This window comes from Rhodococcus sp. NKCM2511 (genome assembly GCF_014905595.1).
GTDB classification, from domain to species: domain Bacteria; phylum Actinomycetota; class Actinomycetes; order Mycobacteriales; family Mycobacteriaceae; genus Rhodococcoides; species Rhodococcoides fascians.
Genome location: NZ_BNHJ02000001.1, coordinates 1,009,441 through 1,032,055, shown reverse-complemented (window position 1 = coordinate 1,032,055; position 22,615 = coordinate 1,009,441). Strand labels below are relative to the sequence as shown.

19 protein-coding genes are annotated in these 22,615 nt (G+C 65.3%); 12 read left to right on the top strand and 7 right to left on the bottom strand.

Annotation, left to right across the window (positions count from 1 at the left end):
- Positions 1-72 precede the first annotated feature (72 nt).
- From guaB to guaA, 4 genes are all read left to right on the top strand, one after another.
- A complete protein-coding gene (gene guaB / locus JLZ96_RS04655) occupies positions 73-1,596 on the top strand; it encodes an IMP dehydrogenase (RefSeq protein ID WP_032365609.1) in 1,524 nt (507 codons plus the stop codon).
- A gap of 54 nt (positions 1,597-1,650) precedes the next feature.
- A complete protein-coding gene (locus JLZ96_RS04650) occupies positions 1,651-2,790 on the top strand; it encodes a GuaB3 family IMP dehydrogenase-related protein (protein ID WP_027496367.1) in 1,140 nt (379 codons plus the stop codon).
- A gap of 189 nt (positions 2,791-2,979) precedes the next feature.
- Complete coding sequence (locus JLZ96_RS04645; RefSeq protein WP_032365607.1) at positions 2,980-4,734, top strand: FAD-dependent oxidoreductase; 1,755 nt, start codon at positions 2,980-2,982, stop codon at positions 4,732-4,734.
- 50 nt (positions 4,735-4,784) lie between these two features.
- Entirely contained in the window at positions 4,785-6,374 is a 1,590-nt protein-coding gene (gene guaA / locus JLZ96_RS04640; protein WP_032365606.1) for a glutamine-hydrolyzing GMP synthase, read from the top strand.
- A gap of 5 nt (positions 6,375-6,379) precedes the next feature.
- Here the strand turns inward: guaA and JLZ96_RS04635 are convergent, their stop codons facing one another.
- Together JLZ96_RS04635 and JLZ96_RS04630 are read right to left on the bottom strand one after the other, a co-directional pair.
- Positions 6,380-6,637, bottom strand: coding sequence for a hypothetical protein (locus tag JLZ96_RS04635; RefSeq protein ID WP_135047029.1), 258 nt, complete (start codon positions 6,635-6,637; stop codon positions 6,380-6,382).
- Positions 6,634-8,034 (bottom strand): PspC domain-containing protein, encoded by a 1,401-nt coding sequence (locus JLZ96_RS04630; RefSeq protein WP_201009568.1) that lies wholly within the window; start codon positions 8,032-8,034, stop codon positions 6,634-6,636. Before JLZ96_RS04630 ends, JLZ96_RS04635 begins: the two co-directional genes overlap by 4 nt.
- Before the next feature lie 278 nt (positions 8,035-8,312).
- Here JLZ96_RS04630 and JLZ96_RS04625 point away from each other — a divergent pair, with 278 nt between their 5' ends.
- The 3 genes from JLZ96_RS04625 to JLZ96_RS04615 are packed head-to-tail and all read left to right on the top strand — an operon-like array spanning position 8,313 to position 11,265.
- Positions 8,313-9,560 (top strand): sensor histidine kinase, encoded by a 1,248-nt coding sequence (locus JLZ96_RS04625; protein WP_051365358.1) that lies wholly within the window; start codon positions 8,313-8,315, stop codon positions 9,558-9,560.
- Positions 9,557-10,204 (top strand): response regulator transcription factor, encoded by a 648-nt coding sequence (locus JLZ96_RS04620; protein WP_027496373.1) that lies wholly within the window; start codon positions 9,557-9,559, stop codon positions 10,202-10,204. The genes JLZ96_RS04625 and JLZ96_RS04620 overlap by 4 nt, the downstream gene beginning before the upstream one ends.
- Positions 10,205-10,257: 53 nt before the next feature.
- Positions 10,258-11,265 carry a MerR family transcriptional regulator gene (locus JLZ96_RS04615; protein WP_201009567.1) on the top strand — a complete coding sequence of 336 codons (1,008 nt, stop codon included), beginning with the start codon at positions 10,258-10,260 and terminating at the stop codon, positions 11,263-11,265.
- A 23-nt stretch (positions 11,266-11,288) separates the two neighbouring features.
- Here JLZ96_RS04615 and JLZ96_RS04610 read toward each other — a convergent pair whose 3' ends face one another.
- The gene (locus JLZ96_RS04610) at positions 11,289-12,509 is read right to left on the bottom strand and encodes a serine/threonine-protein kinase (RefSeq protein WP_201009566.1); all 1,221 of its coding nucleotides are present in this window, start codon (positions 12,507-12,509) and stop codon (positions 11,289-11,291) included.
- A gap of 205 nt (positions 12,510-12,714) precedes the next feature.
- Between JLZ96_RS04610 and JLZ96_RS04605 the strand changes: the two genes are divergently transcribed.
- From JLZ96_RS04605 to JLZ96_RS04590, 4 genes are read left to right on the top strand one after another with little or no spacing between them, the layout of a single operon-like run.
- The gene (locus JLZ96_RS04605) at positions 12,715-13,566 is read left to right on the top strand and encodes a hypothetical protein (protein ID WP_032365600.1); all 852 of its coding nucleotides are present in this window, start codon (positions 12,715-12,717) and stop codon (positions 13,564-13,566) included.
- Entirely contained in the window at positions 13,563-15,137 is a 1,575-nt protein-coding gene (locus tag JLZ96_RS04600) for a DNA polymerase Y family protein (RefSeq protein ID WP_027496378.1), read from the top strand. Before JLZ96_RS04605 ends, JLZ96_RS04600 begins: the two co-directional genes overlap by 4 nt.
- A gap of 20 nt (positions 15,138-15,157) precedes the next feature.
- Complete coding sequence (locus tag JLZ96_RS04595; RefSeq protein ID WP_032371036.1) at positions 15,158-15,916, top strand: alpha/beta hydrolase; 759 nt, start codon at positions 15,158-15,160, stop codon at positions 15,914-15,916.
- Between the two features lie 9 nt (positions 15,917-15,925).
- Positions 15,926-16,435: a hypothetical protein gene (locus JLZ96_RS04590; RefSeq protein ID WP_201009565.1), complete on the top strand. Its 510-nt coding sequence runs from the start codon at positions 15,926-15,928 to the stop codon at positions 16,433-16,435.
- A 12-nt stretch (positions 16,436-16,447) separates the two neighbouring features.
- Here the strand turns inward: JLZ96_RS04590 and JLZ96_RS04585 are convergent, their stop codons facing one another.
- Both JLZ96_RS04585 and JLZ96_RS04580 read right to left on the bottom strand, forming a co-directional pair.
- Positions 16,448-16,636: an isoprenylcysteine carboxylmethyltransferase family protein gene (locus JLZ96_RS04585; RefSeq protein ID WP_201009564.1), complete on the bottom strand. Its 189-nt coding sequence runs from the start codon at positions 16,634-16,636 to the stop codon at positions 16,448-16,450.
- Between the two features lie 26 nt (positions 16,637-16,662).
- On the bottom strand, positions 16,663-17,622 hold the full coding sequence (locus tag JLZ96_RS04580; protein ID WP_201009563.1) for a helix-turn-helix transcriptional regulator: 960 nt from the start codon (positions 17,620-17,622) through the stop codon (positions 16,663-16,665).
- 55 nt (positions 17,623-17,677) lie between these two features.
- On the opposite strand from JLZ96_RS04580, the gene JLZ96_RS04575 reads away from it, so the two are divergent.
- Positions 17,678-18,442: a class I SAM-dependent methyltransferase gene (locus JLZ96_RS04575; RefSeq protein WP_201009562.1), complete on the top strand. Its 765-nt coding sequence runs from the start codon at positions 17,678-17,680 to the stop codon at positions 18,440-18,442.
- An 8-nt stretch (positions 18,443-18,450) separates the two neighbouring features.
- Here JLZ96_RS04575 and JLZ96_RS04570 read toward each other — a convergent pair whose 3' ends face one another.
- Positions 18,451-20,451 carry an SDR family oxidoreductase gene (locus tag JLZ96_RS04570; protein ID WP_094717707.1) on the bottom strand — a complete coding sequence of 667 codons (2,001 nt, stop codon included), beginning with the start codon at positions 20,449-20,451 and terminating at the stop codon, positions 18,451-18,453.
- 34 nt (positions 20,452-20,485) lie between these two features.
- Positions 20,486-22,615, bottom strand: a complete 2,130-nt coding sequence (locus JLZ96_RS04565) for an MMPL family transporter (protein WP_032393321.1) — start codon at positions 22,613-22,615, stop codon at positions 20,486-20,488.

The following is a 22,615-nucleotide window of genomic DNA, read 5'->3' as shown; positions in this document are numbered from 1 at the left end:
GCGCCTGCGAGCTCTCACCGGCCGCATGCCGCGCCCACGATGCAACCAGGCTCTAGGGAGGGCCAGATTCGTATGAGTAGTCCCGGAGCCCACGTCCGCACAGGCGGCGACGATCCCAACAAGGTCGCGATGCTCGGCCTCACGTTCGACGACGTCCTGCTGCTGCCGGCCGCTTCGGATCTGATCCCCAGCGCCGTGGACACGTCCAGTCAGATCACCCGCGAGATCAGGCTGCGAGTCCCGCTGGTCAGTTCTGCGATGGATACCGTCACCGAGGCGCGGATGGCCATTGCGATGGCACGTGCAGGCGGCATGGGTGTGCTGCACCGCAATCTCTCGCTGCACGATCAGGCGTCTCAGGTCGAGACCGTCAAGCGCTCGGAGGCCGGGATGGTCACCGACCCGGTCACCTGCAAGCCCACCGACTCGCTGGCCGAGGTCGACGCGATGTGTGCGCGTTTCCGTATCTCGGGGCTCCCGGTCACCGACGAGACCGGTGCGCTGGTCGGCATCATCACCAACCGCGACATGCGGTTCGAGGTGGATCAGAACCGTCGCGTCGCCGACGTCATGACGAAGGCACCGTTGATCACCGCGCAGGAGGGGGTCACCGCCGAAGCAGCCCTCGGCCTGCTGCGTCGCCACAAGATCGAGAAGCTACCGATCGTCGACGGCAAAGGCGCACTCACCGGCCTGATCACGGTGAAGGACTTCGTCAAGACCGAGCAGCACCCGGACGCCACCAAGGACCGTGACGGTCGTCTGCTGGTCGGAGCAGCGGTGGGCGTCGGGCAGGATGCCTGGGCCAGGTCGATGGCACTGACCGATGCCGGCGTCGACGTCATCATCGTCGACACCGCGCACGGCCACAATTCCCAGGTGCTCGAGATGGTCAGCAAGCTCAAGGCAGAGGTGGGCGAGCGCGTTCAGGTCGTCGGCGGAAACGTCGCCACCCGCGCGGGCGCACTAGCCCTCGTCGAGGCCGGTGCCGATGCGGTGAAGGTGGGCGTCGGACCCGGATCGATCTGCACCACCCGCGTGGTCGCCGGCGTCGGCGCTCCGCAGATCACCGCCATCCTCGAAGCCGTGGCCGCGTGCAAGCCGCACGGTGTGCCGGTCATCGCCGACGGCGGTATGCAGTTCTCCGGTGACATCGCCAAGGCACTCGCTGCAGGCGCGTCGACCGCAATGCTCGGATCGTTGTTGGCCGGCACCGCCGAGTCTCCGGGTGAGCTGATCCTGGTCGGTGGCAAGCAGTTCAAGAGCTACCGCGGCATGGGCTCGCTCGGTGCGATGCAGGGACGCGGGGGAGCGAAGTCGTTCTCGAAGGACCGCTACTTCCAGGACGACGTGTTGGCCGAGGACAAGCTGGTTCCCGAGGGGATCGAGGGACGCGTCCCGTACCGGGGTCCGTTGAACCAGGTCATCCACCAGCTCACCGGTGGGTTGCGCGCTGCCATGGGGTACACCGGGTCGACGTCCATCGAGCACCTGCAGCAGGCTCAGTTCGTGCAGATCACCGCGGCCGGTCTCAAGGAGAGCCACCCGCACGACATCACGATGACCGCTGAGGCTCCGAACTACACCACCCGATAGTCGTGTCGGCCCGTGTGGCCGATCGATTCGCTCTCGAAGTAGAAAGGTGCGCGCGTGCGCGACCTCGTTGAAATCGGCATGGGCAGAGAAGCCCGTCGCACCTACCAGCTGGACGACGTCGATATCGTGCCGTCTCGGCGCACCCGGTCGTCCAAGGAGGTGTCGACTGCCTGGCAGCTCGATGCCTACCGGTTCGACATTCCGGTGCTCGCCCATCCGACCGACGCGTTGGTCTCGCCTGCGTTCGCCATCGAGCTCGGTAAGCAAGGCGGGCTCGGGGTGATCAACGGTGAAGGGCTGTGGGCGCGGCACGCCGACGTGCAGGCCAAGCTCGATCAGTTGATCCACATCGCCGAGACCGATCTCGATCCCGACGCACCGATCGCATTCCTGCAGGAACTGCACGCTGCGCCGTTGCAGCCCGATCTGCTGGCCGCCGCAGTGGGCCAGGTGCGTGATGCAGGCGTCACCGTCGCTGTACGAGTGAGCCCGCAGAACGCCCGTGCTCTGACGCCTGCGCTGATCGCATCGGGTCTGGATCTGCTGGTCATCCAGGGCACGATCATCTCCGCCGAGCACGTTGCGCACGGCGACGACGAGCCGCTCAACCTCAAGACGTTCATCGCAGAGCTCGACGTCCCCGTCATCGCCGGCGGCGTCAGCGATCACCGGACCGCGTTGCACCTGATGCGCACGGGTGCGGCCGGCGTCATCGTGGGCTACGGCTCGGTCGAAGGCGGCACGACCACCGGCGAGGTGCTCGGCATCGGTGTTCCGATGGCCACTGCGATCGCCGACGCGGCGGCCGCACGTCGGGACTACCTGGACGAAACCGGTGGACGCTACGTGCACGTCATCGCCGACGGTGACATCACCACGTCCGGCGCACTGGCGAAAGCCATCGCCTGCGGCGCGGATGCTGCAGTGCTCGGTGCGCCGTTGGCCGTGGCCGCCGAGGCTCCCGGTGGCGGCTGGTACTGGCCGTCCGCCGCGGCGCATCCGTCGATGCCGCGTGGCGCGTTGCTGCCGATGTCCGCGGGGGAGCGTCCGAGCCTCGATCAGGTGCTGCACGGACCGTCGCGTGAGTCGTACGGCTCGATCAATCTGGTGGGTGGGCTGCGTCGCTCGATGGCGAAGTCGGGCTACTCCGATCTGAAGGAATTTCAGAAGGTGGGCCTGAACGTTCGGGCCTGACACAACTCCCCATTTCACAGGGCGCGCACTCGATCTTCGGGTGCGCGCCCTGTGTCGTTCGTCGGGCAGGCACCGGTAAGCCGACCCTCGGTTGGTGATACCTTCCGTAACAGCTAGAATCGCTTGTGGCGGTAGTCACACAGCGATGTGCATACTGTTCGACAGGTAACGGACGTAGCGGAGGTCACCATGGGTTCAGCTGGACGCGCAACGGATTACGACGTTCTCATCGTCGGTTCGGGCTTCGGTGGAAGCGTCACCGCGCTTCGGCTGGTGGAGAAGGGATACCGCGTCGGAATCCTGGAAGCCGGGCAGCGATTCGAGGACAAGGACTTCGCCAAGAACAGCTGGGATCTCAAGCGCTTCCTGTGGGCACCCAAGCTGGGTCTCTACGGCATCCAGCGGGTGCATCTGCTGCGCGACTGCCTGATCCTCGCCGGTGCAGGGGTCGGCGGCGGATCGCTGAACTACGCGAACACGCTGTACAAGCCGCAGGCACCGTTCTTCGAGGACAAGCAGTGGGCGCACATCACCGACTGGAGCAGTGAGCTCTCCCCGTTCTACGACCAGGCCACCCGCATGTTGGGTGTCGTGCGCAACCCGCACATGACCCCCGCCGACGAGGTGATGAAGTCGGTGGCCGAGGACATGGGCGTCGCCGACACGTTCATTCAGACACCGGTGGGCGTGTTCTTCGGAGACGAACCCGGTAAGACCGTCCCGGACCCGTACTTCGGTGGTGCCGGCCCCGAGCGCACGGGATGCATCGAATGCGGCGAGTGCATGACCGGGTGCCGCCACGGTGCCAAGAACACTCTGCTGAAGAACTACCTCGGGCTGGCCGAACGTGCCGGAGCCGAGATCGTGCCGATGACCACGGTCACCGGCCTGAATCCTCGGTCCGACGGCACCTGGGACGTCGACACCGAGCGCACCGGGGCGCGTCTGCGCAAGGGTCGCAAGACGTACAGCGCTGCCAATGTCGTGCTGGCAGCCGGCACGTGGGGCACGCAGAACCTCCTGCACAAGATGAAGGACACGGGCACGTTGCCGCGGTTGTCGGACACTCTCGGTGAGCTGACCCGCACCAACTCGGAGTCGATCGTCGGAGCCGCGAAGTTGGCGGTCGATCCGAACATGGATCTCACGCGCGGCGTAGCCATCACGTCCTCGTTCCACCCCAGCCCCAACACCCACATCGAACCGTGCCGCTACGGCAAGGGCTCCAACGCGATGGGCATGCTGCAGACCTTGATGACCGACGGCGGAGGGAAGATTCCGCGTTGGCTCAAGTTCGTCTTCGCGCTGATTGCGCATCCGATCCAGTTCGTCCGCGTCGTCAACGTCCGGCACTGGAGCGAGCGGACAATCATCGCGCTGGTGATGCAGAACCTCGACAACTCGATCACCACGTTCACCAAGCGGGGCCCCTTCGGCCGCAAGATCTCGAGCAGGCAGGGACACGGTCAGCCCAACCCGACATGGATTCCCGAGGGCAACGACGCCACTCGGCGCATCGCGAAGAAGATCGGCGGCGTCGCGGGAGGGACGTGGGGCGAGCTGTTCAACATTCCGCTCACCGCACACTTCCTCGGCGGGTGCGCTATCGCCGAGGACGCCCAGCACGGCGTCATCGACCCGTACCACCGCGTCCACGGCTACCCGACTCTCAGCGTGGTCGACGGTGCGGCAGTCTCGGCCAACCTCGGAGTCAACCCGTCGCTGACCATCAGCGCGCAGGCCGAGCGGTCGGCGGCTCTGTGGCCGAACAAGGGCGAGTCGGACCTGCGTCCGGCGCAGGGCCAGCCCTACCAGCGCCTCGATCCGATCGCTCCGAACTCGCCCGTCGTGCCTGTCGACGCACCCGGCGGCCTGCGGCTGCCGATCGTGCAGATCAGGTCCGGTTCGGCGGCCATGCCCGTCGAACATTCGGGTGTCGCGTGAGCGATTCGGGTGCTGCGAGCACACCGAATCCGTCCCACTAGACTGACCAGGTGACCGACTCCTCTGCACACGATCCCGCACACGCACGGCCGGTTCTGGTCGTCGATTTCGGAGCCCAGTACGCACAGCTGATCGCCCGCCGGGTGCGCGAGGCCAGCGTGTACTCCGAGGTCATCTCGCACACCGCGACCGCCGAGGAGATCGCCGCCAAAGACCCCGTTGCTCTCGTGCTGTCCGGCGGGCCGTCCAGCGTCTACGCCGAGGGTGCACCCGAACTCGACTCCGCCCTACTCGAACTGGGCGTCCCGGTGTTCGGTATCTGCTACGGGTTCCAGGCCATGGCGCAGGCGCTCGGCGGAACCGTCGAGCACACCGGAACACGTGAGTACGGGCGTACTCAGCTCAGCGTCGACGGCGGCCGCCTGCACGACGGTCTGCCTTCCACCCAGCCGGTCTGGATGAGTCACGGTGACGCGGTCACCGCTGCTCCCGACGGCTTCACCGTCACCGCGACCAGTGCCGGGGCTCCGGTTGCTGCCTTCGAGAACGAAGAGAAGCGGATGGCGGGCGTGCAGTACCACCCCGAGGTACTCCACTCACCACACGGACAGCAGGTCCTGAGCCGATTCCTGCACGAGACCGCCGGAATCAAGCCGGACTGGACCGCCGCGAACATTGCCGACGCGCTGGTCGACGCTGTCCAGGAACAGGTCGGTCCGACGGGCAAGGCGATCTGCGGCCTCTCCGGTGGTGTCGATTCCGCGGTGGCCGCGGCACTAGTGCAGCGTGCGATCGGTGATCGGCTCACCTGTGTCTTCGTCGACCACGGCTTGCTGCGCGCGGGCGAGCGGGAGCAGGTGCAGCAGGACTTCGTAGCCGCGACCGGTGCCAAGCTCGTCACCGTCGACGCGGTCGACACCTTCCTCGGCGCCCTCGAAGGCGTGTCGGACCCGGAGGAGAAGCGCAAGATCATCGGCCGTGAGTTCATTCGCAGTTTCGAGGGTGCCGTTGCCGAGGTGTTGGGCGAGAACGCCGAGCACGGTGATTCCGTCGAGTTCCTGGTGCAGGGCACCCTGTACCCGGACGTCGTGGAGTCCGGTGGCGGTTCGGGTACCGCGAACATCAAGAGCCATCACAACGTCGGCGGTCTGCCCGACGACCTGCAGTTCGCGTTGGTCGAGCCGTTGCGGGCGCTGTTCAAGGACGAGGTGCGCGCCGTCGGACGCGAGCTGGGCCTGCCCGAGGACATCGTCGGCAGACAGCCGTTCCCGGGACCGGGACTGGCCATTCGCATCGTCGGCGAGATCACCGCGGACCGACTGGCGACGTTGCGTCATGCGGATTCGATTGTCCGAGAAGAGCTTACGGTCGCGGGCCTGGATCAGCAGATCTGGCAGTGCCCGGTGGTGTTGCTGGCCGACGTGCGCAGCGTCGGCGTGCAGGGAGACGGTCGCACCTACGGCCACCCCATCGTGTTGCGTCCGGTGTCGAGCGAGGATGCGATGACCGCGGACTGGACCCGGTTGCCGTACGACGTGCTGGAAACGATTTCGACTCGGGTGACCAACGAGGTTCCGGAGGTCAACCGAGTCGTACTCGACGTCACGAGCAAGCCGCCGGGCACCATCGAGTGGGAGTAGCGGGTTCAGTGCTTTCTGCTAGGACCCAGCAGTAAGGCCGCACCCACCACGACCGCAGCGATGACGAACACCCAGCGGAACTGAACCTCGGCCAGGGCGGTGACAGCGTCCTGGCCGATCAGCGCGGCGATCGCCACGATCAGCGCGGCAAGTCCGGCGAGGAACAACGGAGCCGACGGGCCTTTTCTGCTCGAACTCTGCGCCGCGGTGTCCGAAGAACTGTCTCCGTGGCCATGGTCGGTGTGAATGCCGTTGTCGCTCATTGCTGCACCACTTTCAGTTCTCCGAATGTCGCATCGCCCTCGATCGTCAAGACCGGCGCGTCGGGTCGTGCGTCCTTTCCGGCGCGGACGCCGGGATCACCGCACTCGGCCGAACCGAATTCGGCGTTGCATTTCGTCTCGATGCTCATCGTGCTCGGTACGGTCACCACGGCACTGCCGAACGTCACATCGATCGCCACAGTCTTGTTCTCGGTGAGCGTCAGGCCGGTGAGGTCGAGGTCCAGTTCACCGAAGCCGACGTCGTAGGCGGGGGCAAGTGCGGCGGCGGTGGTCGGGGCAACCCGCTGCGCGCCCGACACACTGTCGTCCAGATTCACCGGCCCGACCACCGATGCCAGGATGACGAACCCGGCCAGCGGCGCGCCGACGACCAACAGGCCGTAGCCCTTTCGGAGAAATGCACCCAGGATCAGACCCACTGCGATGATCGACAACGCGACGGCACCGACGCGGCCCGGAGTGATCCAGTCGGAACCTGTCAGTGCTCCGAGCCCGGTGGTGACGGCAGCGCCGAGCAATGCTAGGCCGAGAAAGCTTGCCGTCCAACGCGATCGACGCTTACGTTCGATCGGTGCCGGTGGGAAGGTGCCGGCCGGTTCAGGGAGGTCCCACGCAAACGGTGCCACTCCCAATGGGTCCCACGACGGAGGTGTCACGGCCTGGGGTGTGGTCGGAACGGCAGTGGCAGAAGTACTTTCGGCACGTGTGCTCTTGGTGAGGTCGACGGTCGGTGCAGTACCGGATTCCGATACCGGCTGTGTTGTCTGTGTTGTCTGCGGTGTCGGCTCGTAGCTCTTGGGTAGCGTCGTGTACGGGGTGTACTGCTCGTACTGGAACTGCGGCGGCCGGTATTGCGCGGCGGACCACTGCTCCGCGGAGGTGGTGGTCGAGCCGAACGGGGTCGGTGCGTACTGCTGCCGGGTGAATTCCGCTGTTCGCAGGTACGGCGGCGGCTCGGGGCAGCGCTGGTGAAGCAACCACAGTCCGCCGAGCATCGCCGCGAGAGAGATCACGCCGGATCCGCCGAGTCCCACACCGGCCGGACCGAGTGTCGACAGTGCGATCACCAACGCGACCGCCACGACGACGGTCTTCGTCGTCGAATCGGAGCTGTGCCCGCGGCCCACCATGGATTCGACCCCCGAGGCGGAGTCGCCGGCGCGGCTGAGGACCAGCCACGCCGCCAGGTACAGCACGATTCCGGTGCCGCCGAAGAGGGTGGACACGACGAATGCGACCCGGATGAGTACGGGGTCGACGTCGTATCGGTAGCCGATACCGGCTGCTACACCCGCCACGTGTCCGCGTTGCGGCAAGCGGTGCGGACGGGTGCGCCACATCTGCTGTAGCTGATCCGAGACGGTCACGTTGTTCATGACAACCATCGTGTCGGCTCGAACCTCGGAACACATCAGGGATTCCCCTGATCTCGTACCCCGGAACTCCGCCCGGGTCTGTTGCAAGGGCGAAAGATCAGGGCGAACCCTGATGCGGTACTGCCCCCGGCCGTGCCAGGATCGTGGGCGTGCACCCTGTCGACAATCCAGCCGTTGACGCCGCCGTCGGCGCGTCCGCCGCGCCCGGTGCTGCGCCGTCGACCCGTCCCCTCCCGCCGCACCCGGTCCTTGCGTCGGGTTCGGCTTCTCGTGCAGCGTTGGAACGTTCGGCCCCCGCACCGTATCGACGCCGCGGCGGCGGTCGTATCGTCGGCGGCGTCGCGGGCGGACTCGCCGATCATCTGGGTGTCGACGTGTTCAAGATCCGGGTGGCGTTCGCGTTGCTCGCGGCGTCCGCCGGTGCAGGGATCGTTGCGTACGGCCTGATCTGGATGTTCACCCCGGTCGGTGACGACACGGCACGTCCGAGCGCTACCGAGCGGCAACGAGCATTGGGACTGGCCGCCATCGGCCTCGGACTCGCCGTCGGGCTGGCCTGGTTGCTCAGTGGTACTGCGGCATCGGTTGTCGTGCCGGTCGTCGTGGTCGTCGTCGGTGCTGCCCTGGTGTGGCGAGAATTCGATGCCGAGGGGCCGCGAACGGCGCTGGGGCTGCCCAAGCAACCGACCGTGCTCAGCTGGGCTCGTGTCGTCGGCGGCGCGACGTTGATCGTCCTGGGCCTGGCCGTGGTGGTGTTGGCCCGCGTCGATCTCGCGTCGCTTCGGTCGTCCCTGTTGGCCGTGGTGGTCACCCTCGTCGGTGTCGGTCTGTTGACGGTGCCGATCTGGTTGCGGACCTGGCGTGCGCTCGGGGCCGAGCGATCGGCGCGTATCCGAAACGACGAACGTGAAGAGATTGCGTCGCATCTGCACGATTCGGTGCTGCAGACGTTGGCGCTGATTCAGAAGCAGGCGGATCGGCCGCAGGAGGTCATGCGGTTGGCGCGTGGGCAGGAGCGAGAACTGCGCAAGTGGTTGTTCGACGGCGGCGACACCGACAATTCGAGCTTGGCCGATGCGCTCAAGACCATCTCCGGCGAGGTCGAGGATCAACACGGCGTGACGGTCCGTCCCATCACGGTCGGGGACGTGCATCTGTTGCCGGACGACGTCGAATCGGGGCTGTCGCGAGAGAGCTTCACCGCGCTGCTGGGGGCCACTCGTGAAGCTCTGGTCAACGCGGCCAAACATTCCGGTGAGACCAACATTGATCTGTTCGCCGAAACCGAACCCGAGCAGGTCAGTGTGTTCGTCCGCGATCGCGGTACGGGCTTCGACGAGTCCGCGGTGCCCGAGGACCGACAGGGACTGGCCAAGTCCATCCGTGGTCGAATCGAACGCCGCGGCGGTTCCGTACAGGTGCGGTCCACAGTCGGTAGGGGAACCGAAGTACGAATCTTCATGCCTCGCAACGGCGGGGCAGTGACCACCGAATCCGAATCCAATCATCAGGAGCAGCCGACGTGACCGACCCTTTCCGCGTTTTTCTGGTCGACGACCACGCGGTGTTTCGCTCGGGAGTACGCGCCGAACTGGGCCGTGAGGCGGATATCGACGTCGTCGGGGAAGCAGGCGGAGTCGCCGAGGCGGTGTCGGGGATCGATTCCACCAAGCCCGACGTGGTGCTCCTGGACGTGCACATGCCCGACGGTGGTGGAGTGGCCGTGCTCAACCGAATCGCCGAGGGCCCAGTGTGCTTGGCGCTCAGCGTGTCCGACGCAGCGGAGGACGTCATCGCCGTCATCCGGGCCGGCGCGAGGGGGTATGTCACCAAGACCATCTCCGGCTCGGAACTGGCCGATTCCGTCCGACGCGTAGCCGGGGGAGACGCGGTGTTCAGCCCGCGTCTTGCCGGCTTCGTCCTCGACTCGTTCACCGGCCGCAGCGCAGCTCCCGAGCCGCCGTTGGATCCGGAATTGGATTCTTTGACGCCCCGTGAACTCGAAGTGCTGAGGTTGCTGGCGCGCGGCTACACGTATCGCGAGATCGCCGAGGATCTGTTCATCTCGGTCAAAACCGTCGAAACGCACGCGTCCAATGTTCTTCGCAAGACCCAACAATCGAACAGGAATGCACTGACGCGGTGGGCGCACAAGCGTCGAATCGATTAGGCCGTCTGCGTTGGGCTTGACCTTCGACCGACGCGAAGCTTCAGGATTTCGACATGACTGATTCGGACGAAGAATTCCTGACCATCGGTGTGTTCGCTCGCGAGAGCGGGCTGACCCCCAGCGCGCTGCGGTTCTATGACGATTGCGGCTTGCTGGCCCCGGCGTCCATCGACGCACAATCGGGTTATCGCTACTACACTCGCGCACAATCGAAGCGGGCGAACATCATTCGCCAGCTGCGCGAGATCGGGCTGCCACTCGACAAGGTTGCCGCTGCCCTCGACGGCGATGGAACTGCCGCCATCGAGATCGTGGACCGACACGTCGAACCTCTGGCCGCACAGGCGCGGGCGGCAGCCGAGGCAGCAGTGTCGATTCGCCGGTTGTTCGACGAAAAATACTGCACGGCAACGGTATCTGCCGAGGACTTGGCCTCGGCGATGGCGCAGGTCTCGTCGGCGGCCGGGACGAGCGAAGAATTTCCGGTACTGCAGGGCGTACTGATCGAGGTGGACGGAAGCAGTGTCACCCTCACCGCGACGGATCGGTATCGATTGTCCACGCGCAGTCTCGTCGCGCAGTGCTCGCCCGGATTACCGTGGTCGCGAATCGTGGCCGTCGGATGCCTCGCGGCCGTCCCCGCCTCGGGCACCCTCGTGCTGACGCGAACCGACGAGTCGATGGTGATCGACTCCGACGGTTCTCGGGTGGCGGTGAACACGGTCGACGGTGAATTCCCCGACTGGCGCACGATGATGGACGGTCTGGCTCCGACCGTGACGAGGGTTGTGCTGCAACGAGATTTCGTTCCCGTCGACGGCAGTACCCTGCGCATCGAGGCCGGGCCCGACGGTTTCTCGGTCGATGGTGTTCCGGTTCCTGCACGGGTGACCGGTTCACAGAGTGTGGTGTTGTTCGATGCGGCCGTTCTGCAGGCCGCCGTCGCCTCGGCCGTCGGACCGGATCTGATGCTCGATATCGCTGCACCGAATCAACCGATGCTGGTGCGTTCCGCGGTCGACGGTGCTCTGACGACGTTGGTGATGCCGGTTCTCGGCTGAACGGACGGACTGCGCGGGAGTTGTTACAGCAACAGGACGACGGCCAGGATCAGAAGAATCACGACCACGACGAGTCCGGCGAGGACGGCCGTCGCCGGGACGGACGTCCGGTCGCCGATGACGTCCTCGATGCGCATGAGTGCGTCCTGGACCGGGTTCTTTCTCTTCTTCGGCAGGTCGAACGGCGGCGGTGAGTACGAGGAGGGAGTCGGATCCGTTCGGCTCTCTCCCGGTTGCACGGCGGGCAGACCGGCGATGGTGCGTCCGAATTCTCGGGACGGTCGACGAGATTCCGAGACGGGTGTCGACCGTCTCGCCCAGGCGGGGACGACGCCGTCCGCTGAGGTCAGAGGTACTCCGCGCAACTGAGAGATAGTGCCGCGCTTGCTTATTGCGGCAAGAATGATCTCGTCACGGGCCTGCGCCATGGTGGGGCGTCGAGCCGGATCGGGCTCGAGCATGTGCAGTAGTGGGCCGGTGAGGTCTCCGCTGCGAGTGGGAGAGATGATCTGCCCCTTGGCAACTCGGTGCAGGAGCGCAATCGAATCGTGATCGATGCCGAAGGGCGGCGCACCTTCCATTGCGGTGTACAACGTGGCACCGAGGGAGAACACATCGCTGGCCGCAGTGGGGTCCTGGCCGCGGGCGACCTCGGGGGCGAAGTATGCGGGGGTGCCGGTGATGACGCTGTCGTCGGCTTCCTCCACGTCACCCTTGGCTCGGGAGATACCGAAATCGCTGATCTTGACGATGCCCAGATCCTTGCCGCGGTCGGCGATCAGAATGTTGCCCGGCTTGATGTCGCGATGCACGATTCCGGCGTCGTGTGCTTCGGTCAGGGCGTCGGCGATCTGCGCACCGATCTGAGCGACTTCGAACGGTGGTAGTGAGTCGGTGACGCCGAGCGCCTGCGCGAGGCTGCGTGAGGACAGGTATTCCATGATCAACCACGGCTCGCCGTCGACGAGAGCGACGTCGTGCATCGCGATGGCGTGTGGGCTCGACAGGCGGGCCGCGATCCGTCCTTCGCGCATGGCCCGGTTGCGCACGTCCACTGCCTGTTCCGGGGTCAATCGGGTGGTGGAGGTGACCTGTTTGACGGCCACCTGCCGGTGCAGAAGGGTGTCGGTGGCGAGCCAGACCGCGCCCATGCCGCCACCGCCGAGCTTGCCGGCGAGACGGTATCTGCCGGCGAGGAGGTAGTCGGGCCCGACTCCCCGTCGAACACGCTGCTGATCGGTCACGTCCACAGGTTAGTGGACGATGCCGCAGTGTGCCCGCAGCAGCGGTACTACCGCCTCTACCTGGGGCTACGGCATCGCCTTGACGAGTTGCCGTCCGAACGGCTTTACTGGGTGCAGATCGAAATTGTGTTCGAATACGTCACTTCCCGCGTCCGTCGAACACCGGTGTTTCGGCTCGATTTTTCATGCAGTGAAGGGGAGTGACATGTCTGTTTCCGAGGCTGCAGCACAGGCTTCCGTACCGCCGGATGCGCTCGACGGGTTGTCGCTTCCCGAGCGGGTGGCGCTGCTGCGCAGTCGGATGGCTGCCGTACCGTCTCGCGGTGAAACGGCCTCGGTGCGGATCGAGAATTCTGCTCCCGTTCGTCCCCGCCCTACCGACCCCGAATCCGACGCCGTCGACGGCTCGGAGCAGGTGTCGGTACCGACCCGTAGGCGGCCTGTTCTTCCGGTGCCGTCGGCGCTGATGGAAGTTCTTCCGCACGGTGGTCTGGTGCGCGGAACGGTGGCCTCGGTGTCCGGTGCCGGTTCGTTGTTGATCGGGTTGGTGGCCGCGGTGACCGGTGCCGGTGGCCATGTCGCAGTCATAGGCCAGCCCCGCTTCGGGCTGCTGGCTGCGGTGGAGATGGGCGCGCAACTGAGCAAGTTGGCTCTGATTCCCGATCCCGGCCCCGACCCGGTGGAAGTGGCGGCGATCCTGCTCGACGGCGTCGATCTCGTCGTCCTCGGTCTCGGTGGCCTGTCGGTACCACCGACTCGGGCCAGGGCAGTAGTGGCGCGCGCCCGCAGCAAAGGGTCGACGTTGGTGGTGACCGACGGGCACTGGGACGGAGCCGAGCTACGACTCGACGCGTCGGTGCACGGTTACGACGGCCTCGGCACAGGCCGTGAGCTGGGGCGTGGCCGGCTGCGTGGGGTTCGATTGTCGGTGTGCGCGCGGGGCAAAGCGATGCGTCCTCGTACGGTTCGATTCGACTTGCGTGCGGAGAACGGCCGTATCGAATGGCATGCCGAACAGCAGGAGTCGAATCCGTTGTCGATCGCGGTCTCGACATGAGTACCGGCCAGTCCAACCGTGTTCTGGCGCTGTGGTGTCCCGACTGGCCTGCCGTCGCCGCAGCAGCTCAGGCCGATCTACCGGCGACGCACCCGGTGGTCGTCACGTCGGCCAACCGGGTCGTCGCCTGCTCGGCCACGGCACGGGCGTCGGGCATCAAGCGTGGCCTACGTCGCCGGGAGGCGCAGGCGCGGTGCCCCGACGTGCATGTGGCCGTTGCCGATACCGATCGTGATGCACGCCTGTTCGAGCCCGTGGTCTCGGCTGTCGCGGCCATTGCCCCCGGCGTCGAAGTGCTGCGGCCGGGCCTGTTGGTTCTTGCAGCGCGTGGTGTCGGACGGTACTTCGGTACCGAGCATCGCGCCGCGGAGCGGTTGATCGACGAAGCGTCGGCTGCCGGTGTCGAATGTCAGATCGGGATTGCCGACGAGTTGTCCACCGCAGTCGTCGCCGCACGGTACGCACAGGTGGTGCCGCGCGGTGGTGGTGCCGGGTTTCTTTCGCCGTTACCGATTGCCGAACTCTCGGCGGAGCCCAGTATGGCCGCGGCCGATCGTGGTGAACTGGTGGATCTGTTGCACCGCTTGGGTTTACGCAGAATCGGGGACTTCGCTGCCCTGTCTCCGTCGGATGTGGCATCGCGATTCGGTACCGATGCCGTGCTGGCGCATCGCAGTGCCCGCGGTGAGCCCGAAAGGCCGCCGTCTGCCCGTGCTCTGCCTCCCGACCTGGATGTGGAGTATCTGTGCGATCCGCCGATCGATCGGGTGGATGCAGCCGCGTTCGCCGGGCGCGCATTGGCCGAGCAGCTGCACACCAAGCTCGCCGCGGCTGCTGTTGCGTGCACTCGGTTGCTGGTGCACGCCAGTACCGGCAACGGTGAGAATCTGTCGCGAATCTGGCGGTGCGCCGAGCCGTTGACGCCGGAGGGCACGGCCGATCGCGTGCGGTGGCAACTCGACGGCTGGATCACCGGACGCAGCGAGAACAAGCCGACGTCGGCGATCACCGTCCTGCGCCTCGAGCCGATCGAAGTGGTGGCAGCGGGGGAGTTGCAGCTGGGTTTGTGGGGCAGTGTCGGTGACGAGGACGACAGGGCGCGTCGGGCGTTGGTACGCGTTCAGGGTCTGCTCGGCGGCGAATCGGTGCTCGGGGGTGTTCTCAGCGGTGGACGCGGGCCGGCCGAGCGGATCACGTTGCGTCCACTGGGAGACGAGTTGGTGCCGCTGTCCGATCCATCGGCCCCGTGGCCGGGCCGACTACCCGAGCCGGCACCGGCGGCGGTGATCGAGACACGCCCGGCAGTGACGCTGATGAACCGAGCGGGTTCGGGAATCGGCGTCACCGACCGCGGTGTGTTCGATGCGCCGCCCAAGAGATTGCGGTGGGGGACCAAGGAATGGGAGTTGACGGGCCTGGCCGGGCCGTGGCCCGTCGACGAACGGTGGTGGGACAGCGGGCAAGGATCGACGGGGCCGACGGCGCGGGCACAGGTGGTACTCGACGACGAGAGGGCGTTGCTGCTGGTGTTCGACGACGGTCTGTGGCGGGTGGAAGGAATCTACGAGTAGGAACCGCTACCGTCGGGGAAATGCAGATGATGTCCGAGACGGTCGACCTCGATGGCGTCGACATCGCGTATCGCTCGTTCGCGCCGCAGGAACACACGAGTGCGGCACCGGTGATGCTGGTGCACGGCATGGGCGGAGACAGCGGAACCTGGGATCGCTTCGCTCGGGCTCTGACCGCGCACGGTCGCCGGGTGATCACCGTCGACCTCCGAGGGCACGGCAAGAGTGCCCACACGCCCACGTACGAGTTCGACATGTTCGGCGGTGATCTCCTCGCCCTGATCGATCACCTCGGGCTCACCGAAGTCGATCTCGTCGGGCATTCACTCGGTGGATACGCGGTCTCGCTCGTGGCGCAGCGTCGCCCGTCTCTCGTCCGACGCCTGGTTCTCGAAGAACTTCCGATACCGATCAGGCCCGGGGACGCCCCGCCGACCCTGACCGGGCGGATGCCGTCGGTCACCGAACTCTGGCATGCGGCGACCAGCGTTGTTCTGCATCCCCGTGCGGTACTCGCGTTCGATCGATCGATGACCGCCACTGCTCTCGAGCAGTTCCGTCGGCCGAACCCGCGGTGGTGGGAGTCGTTGGCCGACATCACTGCTCCGACGTTGGTACTTCGTGGAGGTCCGGGCGGCATGGTCGATCCGGTTCGGCTCGACGCGATGGTGGCGAGCATTCCGAACTGTCGAGTGGAGGCATTCAGGACCGGACACAGCATCCACCGCGATGGCTACTCAGCCTTCGAAGCGGTAGTTCGTCCATTTCTGACGCAGTAATCTGCTCTCATGTCGCTGACTGTGCTGGATCGGAAGCTGCTGGGATGGTCGGCGTTGTTCGTCGTCTCCCAGGCCAATATCGCCCGGTTGCTCGGGCCCGCGGCACCGAAAGTGCTTGCCGTGCAGACGGCCTGGTCCGAACAGCGGTACCGGAAGATTCTGGCGAGCATGGACGAGACGGAGATCGCCCGCTTCCGCAGTCATTATCTGCCCGACTTCGTCCACCCGGCCATCTATGCCATCGCACTGCGTGCGGGTGCGAGGAGCTTGGCTGCGAAGACTCCGCTGAGCCCTGCAGTAACGACGGCATTGGCCGTCGCTCCCGTGGCCTCCGCTGCCGGTGACTACATCGAAAACATCGTCGGGCTGATACTGGTGGACAACCGAGAACAGATCTCCGACACCGTCGTACGGGCCACCACCGTGGTCAGCACCGTCAAATGGATACTGGCCATCGGCTCATTGACATACCTGAGTCAGGGATTTCTGCGAGTGTGGGCAAGAGCTCTGTTGCGCTGAGGAAAAACCAGGCTAGAAAACGAAGGGCACCAATCGTTTCGAGCGTGCCATGTAGTCGGCGTACGCGTCTCCCAATCCCTCGAGCATGGCCTTCTCCTCCGATGGGATTCTGCGTACGTATCCTCCGGCCAGAAATGCCACCATGGCGGGGGAACCGCCCACTCCATGATCGAGTGTTGCGCTGTCAGCGCGGTGAATCACCGACTGACAGCGTGACGGTGGGCGGTCTATCGACTCCGCCCGAGCAGCTCGTCCCCCAGCGAAGTGCGTACGTACAGCACCGATCGTCCCTGTCTGACGCGTCGCACCACCGCTGCTTCGCGCAGAACGCGAAGATGCTGGCTCGCTGCGCTGGGTGAGACGCCCAGTGCAGCAGCGAGCTCCCCGGTGGTGGTGGGCGCATCGAGCAGCGTGAGAATCGTTGCACGTTGGGTGCCGAGAAGATTGGTCAGCGCCCGGTTCGGAGCTGTCCGCCCCATGTCCCACACTGCGCCTCGCCCGCGGGCCGGATACACCAGGGAGGGAGCTCGCGTCGGGCTCGTCTGCGTGATCGCGCCGTGCACGAACACCGACGGAATGAGAGGAAGTCCACGTCCGTCGACGTCGACCCACACCTGGTCCTCTAGCCTGTCGACCCACAGCACGCCATCGTCCCATCGGACACGAGAATCGAGATGCTCGAACATCTTTCGTGCCCCGAAGTGCGAAAGCTGTTGCGCGCGGTAGTCCAGATCGCCATCCAATACTGCTCGGATCCTGGACCAGTCGGGTTCGAGGCACGTTGCCCAGTAGTACGAGAGCGCATGGACTGCACGGGTGCGCACCGCTCGGGCCGGACCGACGAGGACCGCAGGAATGTCAGCGGAGAAAGCGGCCGCGATATCGCGTCGCATCTCGGTTGCCGGTGTTGCCCCGACAACAGCGATCTCGTCGTCGAAAGCCGGCGACTGAGTGGGCGGTCGGGGTGCGAGGAAATCCGGGATTCTCCCATCGGGAGAGACCAGCGCCGTCAGCATCTCGGTGTCACACTGCTGCCATGCCGATCGGACGCGTCGTCGCCAGGGCTCGTGCAGTGGGTGCCGGTTCGGAGCGGTCCATGTGCGCAGGCTCAGGACCGTCTCGAACAGAGGCGAGACGGTCAGTGACGTGTCCGCCAAGTCGGCGGCCCGAAGATGCAGAGCCAACATGTAGCCCCACACTAAATGGTGGACGCCCTCGGTGTGGCTCGCTGTACTCGTTCACATGCCTATCGACTTTCGTGATCCGCGCAACAACAACACCTACTCGAACCGTGAGGCCGACTCCTCTTGGATCGATGCCGTCGTCCGTATCGTCGATCCGGTTGGAGCGCACGTGGTCGATCTCGGGTGCGGGGGTGGAACCTATGCGCGGGCCTGGCGTTCGATGGGGGCGCGTGTGGTGGCGATCGATTCGAGTCCGCCGATACTCGAATCGGCCCGACGCTCGTCGCCCGAAGACATCGAATTCGTCTGCGCTGGTGCCGAGCACACCGGCTTGCCCAACGGACAAGCCGACATCGTGTTCGCTCGCGCCCTCGTTCACCATCTGTCCGACGCCTACACAGTGGCGCTCGAGTCTGCTCGGCTTCTACGACCGGGTGGGACGGTGATCATCCAGGACCGCACGGCCGAGGACGCCGGGCTGTCCGGCTCCGCAACCAACCCGCGCGGCTATTTTTTCGACGCCTTTCCACGGCTGATGGACATCGAACTTCGACGACGGCATGGCGTCGACGATGTCCGTGGCGCGTTGTCCCGAGCTGGATTCCTCGATGTCGCTACGCAGCAACTCTGGGAAACCCGTCGCCGCTACTCCGGCCAGGACGAATACCTCGACGAAATCGCGGGCAGAACAGGCCGCTCGATCCTGCACGAACTCTCCGACGTCGAACTTACGGAGTTGGTCGAGTATCTACGTGCTCGCCTGGCCGAAGGTGAGTTGATCGAACGCGATCGCTGGACCCTGTGGACTGCCGTGGCCCCCTGACGTGCACGTCACCAACTGGTGCCGGGTACCAACCTGCCGATGCGGCGGACGACCTTGCCGATACGCGCGCTGGGGGTCGACGGGTCGTACGGCCGAACCCGATAGGGCACTTTCCCGTCTTCGACGGGTACCGGCGTTTCGCCCTTGGCGGCGGCCGACTCGGCGAATTTTCGGTAGTGCTGATGCATCGTGCGATCTTTGCCCTTGGGGCTGAAGATGGCCCCGAACTGTCCGAGTGTTCCCAGCGGGGTGTCGATTCGCTTCGGCTTGTCGCTCAACGCGCGGATGACGATCGCGGCTGCCTTCTCCGGTGAGAAGACGGTGCCGACGTTCTTGTCGCCCGTCGGGGTGATCATCGGGGTGTCCACCAGCGGCATGTGAATGGTCGTGTAGGTGATTCCGTCCGAGAGCGTCTCTGCTGCAGCAACATCGGTGAAACCGTCGAGTGCTGCCTTGCTCGCCACGTACGCCGAGAACCGAGGAGGGTGCCCCAGTACTGCAGCGCTGGAGATGTTGACCACATGCCCGAAGCTGCGTTCGCGCATGTGCGGCAGTAGCGCCAACACCACACGAATCGCTCCGAAGTAGTTGACGGCCATGGTGCGTTCGTAGTCGTGCAGTCGGTCGGTGGAACGGTAGAGCGCGCGGCGAATGGATCGGCCCGCGCTGTTGACGAGCATGTCCACATGCCCGTGGTCGTGCAGTATCGCTTTCACTGTTCGTTCGACCGACTCGCTGTCGGTGACATCGCACGAATACCCATGAGCGACATGGCCGTCGGCGCGAATCTGCTGGACGACCTCGTCCAACTGATCTTGGCCGCGCGCGAGCACGATGACCACCGCTCCTTTTCGTGCAGCGGCCTCGGCGCTGGCCCTGCCGATACCGGAGGACCCGCCGGTGATGACGATGTGACGGCCGAACAGCGGACCGCGTGGATCGTCTCGGCGGTTGCGTTTGGGGTCGAGATTCTCCATCCAGTATTGCCACAGGCGGTCGGCGTACGTCCGCAGTGGCGGCGGTGCGATGGAGCTGCCCTGCAATGCTTTCTGTGTCGTTGCGGACTCGAAGACGGTCGGCAGAGTCAGATGATCGAGCATCACCGGCGGCACGCCCAGATCGCGAAGCGCAGCGTTGCGTTGTTTCCGAACCGCTGCGGATGTGGGTGACACCACGGGGGCAACCAGCTTCCCTGGGATGTCGACGATTCTGGCGCGGGATCCGGCAGCCGAAGAGAATGCGGAGTACACCTCGGCCATCGACTGAGGCTCCGGATTCACCAGGTGAAAAACGCTGCCGGACGGGGTGTCTCGGTGAACCAGTTCCACAATGGCGTCCGCGACGTAGTCGACCGGAACCAGGTTGGTGTGTCCGATCTTGGGTACCGTGATCGGCAGGACCGCCGGCAGTTTCGCCAGCTCGGCGAACAGTGGAAAGAAGTAGTACGGGCCATCGATCTTGTCTGTCGCGCCGGTCTCGGAGTGCCCGACCACGGCAGCAGGGCGGTACACCCGCCAGTCTGCGGAGCTGCCGCGAACCAGTTTCTCGGACTCGAACTTGGTGCGGTGATACGCCGTCGGAAAGTTCTGCCCCTTGTCGAAATCGTTCTCGGAGAACGTCCCTCGGTAGTCACCTGCCACTGCGATCGACGAGATGTGGTGCAGACGAGCGCCGGTCCTTTTCGCCAGTTCGACCACCGACGCCGTTCCGGCGACATTGGTCGGGGTTTGCTCGTCTCCCGCCGTGAGGTCGTAGACGGCACCGAGATGCAGAATGTGATCGACGTCGGCCGGAACGTCTTTCAGGCCGAGCCCGGGTTCGACGAGATCGCCGATCAGTGGGCGGATTCTGTCGCCGCCGTCCAGCTCGTCGGCCAGCTTCTCGAGTCGAGCGACCGATTGCGGTCGAACGAGTACATGGACGATGGCGTCCGCATCACGTCCGAGAAGTCGGGGCAGCACGTTCTTACCCAGAAACCCGGTACCGCCGGTCACGATGTAGCTCGCCATGCGAGGCGACCTTACTCCTCGGTAAGTTTGACGGCTAGTGCCCCATACCGGCCTTCTCGTGCACTTTCTTCATCCACGCCGGGGCCCACCAGTTGGCTTCGCCCATGAGCTTGACCAAGGAGGGCACCAGCAGCATGCGGATGATGGTGGCGTCGATGATCAGCGCCAGAATCACGCCGAAGCCGAGGAACTTCATGATCGACAGGCCCGAGATCGTGAACGCACCGGTGACGACGATCAGAATCAGGGCCGCGGCAGTGACGATGCGTCCGGTGCGTTGAGCTCCGAAAACAACGGCCTCCTCGGTGGAAGCACCTGCCGAGCGAGCTTCGACCATCCGAGACATCAAGAACACTTCGTAGTCGGTCGACAGGCCGAAGATGACTGCGAGGATGAGTACGACGAAGGTCGACTCGAGCGGACCGGGCGTCACTCCCAGCAGGCTTGCACCGTGACCTTCCTGGAACACCCAGGTCAGTGCACCGAAGGTCGCTGCCAGGCTCAGCCCGGCCATGAGAACTGCTTTGATCGGCAGCACTATCGAGCCGAAGGCCAGGAACAGCAGGACCAACGTCGAGATCACCATGATCGCGATCATCACCGGCAGCCATTTCGCGATCGCGGCATTACCGTCGTCGACGTTCGCGCGTCCGCCGCCGACGAGGATTTCGGTGCCGTCCGGTGGAGTGATCGCGCGGAGGGCAGTCACCGCATTCGATTGGGACCGAGCCTCGGTCGTTCCGTCGCTGGGTTCGCTGTAGGACGCCTGGAATGCCACCAGATCGTCCTTGGATCCGAGGAATTCGGCTCGGGCAACGCCGGGGGTGGCGTTCAGCGCTGCGGTCAGTTCCGCAACGGGCGGGCCCTGAGGTTTGACGCCGTCGAGACCCCGCAGCACCACGGTGGCACCGTCGCCGGTGGACTCGAAGTCGGTGGCGAGGGTTTCGAAGGCTGCCCGTGCCGGGTCGTTCTTCGGTAGTGCCGTGTAGTCGACCTCTCCCAGGGAGACCTTTAGAATCGGAGTGGCGACGATCAGCAGGCCCGCGACGATGACGGCGGCGACGATGCCTGGATTCTTCATCACTCGGGTGACGACGCCACCCCAGAACTTGTGTGCGCGTGCGTCGCTGCGGTCCGAGGCGGTACGCGACCAGGTCCAGGAGTTGATGCGAGTGCCGAGAAGGGCGAGCAGGGCGGGCACCGCGGTCAGGGACAGCAGTGCGGCGCTGGCCACCGCGGCCATGGCACCGAAACCGAGGGATCGAATCACCGCCTGCGGGAAGACCAGCATGCCCGCGAACGCGCAGATCAGGAGCAGTCCGGAGAAGACGACGGTGCGGCCCGCAGTGGACACGGTACGTACGGTCGCCTCCATCGACGACGATCCAGTGCGGAGTTCCTCGCGGAATCGACTGACGATGAACAGTCCGTAATCAATGGCCAAGCCGAGGCCGAGCAGCGACGCGACGTTGATCGAGAACGAGCTCACCTCGGTGAATTCGGTGAGCACCCGCAGGATTGCCAGCGAGCTGAGCACACTGAGAATCCCGACGAACACCGGTACCGCTGCGGCGATCACGCCACCGAAGATGAAGACGAGAAGTAGAAGTGTGATGGGGACGGCGATGATCTCCGAGCGCACGAGGTCTCGCTCGAGGGTTTGGCTGAGCGAGACTCCCACGACCGATGCGCCGGCGAATTGCGACTCGATGCCGGGGACGACGAGTTGTGGAGGTAGCTCACCGAACGTGTTGAACGTAACTCCCGATTTCGCACCCAGGGAGATGGTCACCAGCGCCTTGGTTCGGTCTTTCGAGACCAGGAATTCCTTGGTCACCGGGTCCGCGGTCCAGTAGGAGTTCACGTTTCCGAGGGTGTAGCGGCTGCGGAATTCGTCGAGTGTCGACTGCACCTGTGGTCCGATGTCGTCGATCGTGCGTCCGTCGGGTGCGGTGTAGATCGCGACGATGTCGGGGGTCGGTTGGCCGATGCCTTGGACCAGCCGCGCGACCTGTGACGATTCGCTGCCTGCGTCGGCGTATCCGCCCTCGCTCAGTTTCGAGAAGACGCCCAGTCCCAGCACGCCGCCGACGGCTACGACCGCGACGACGACGGCGAGCACCCATCGCTTGTGCGATACGACGAACGATGCCCAACGCGTCAC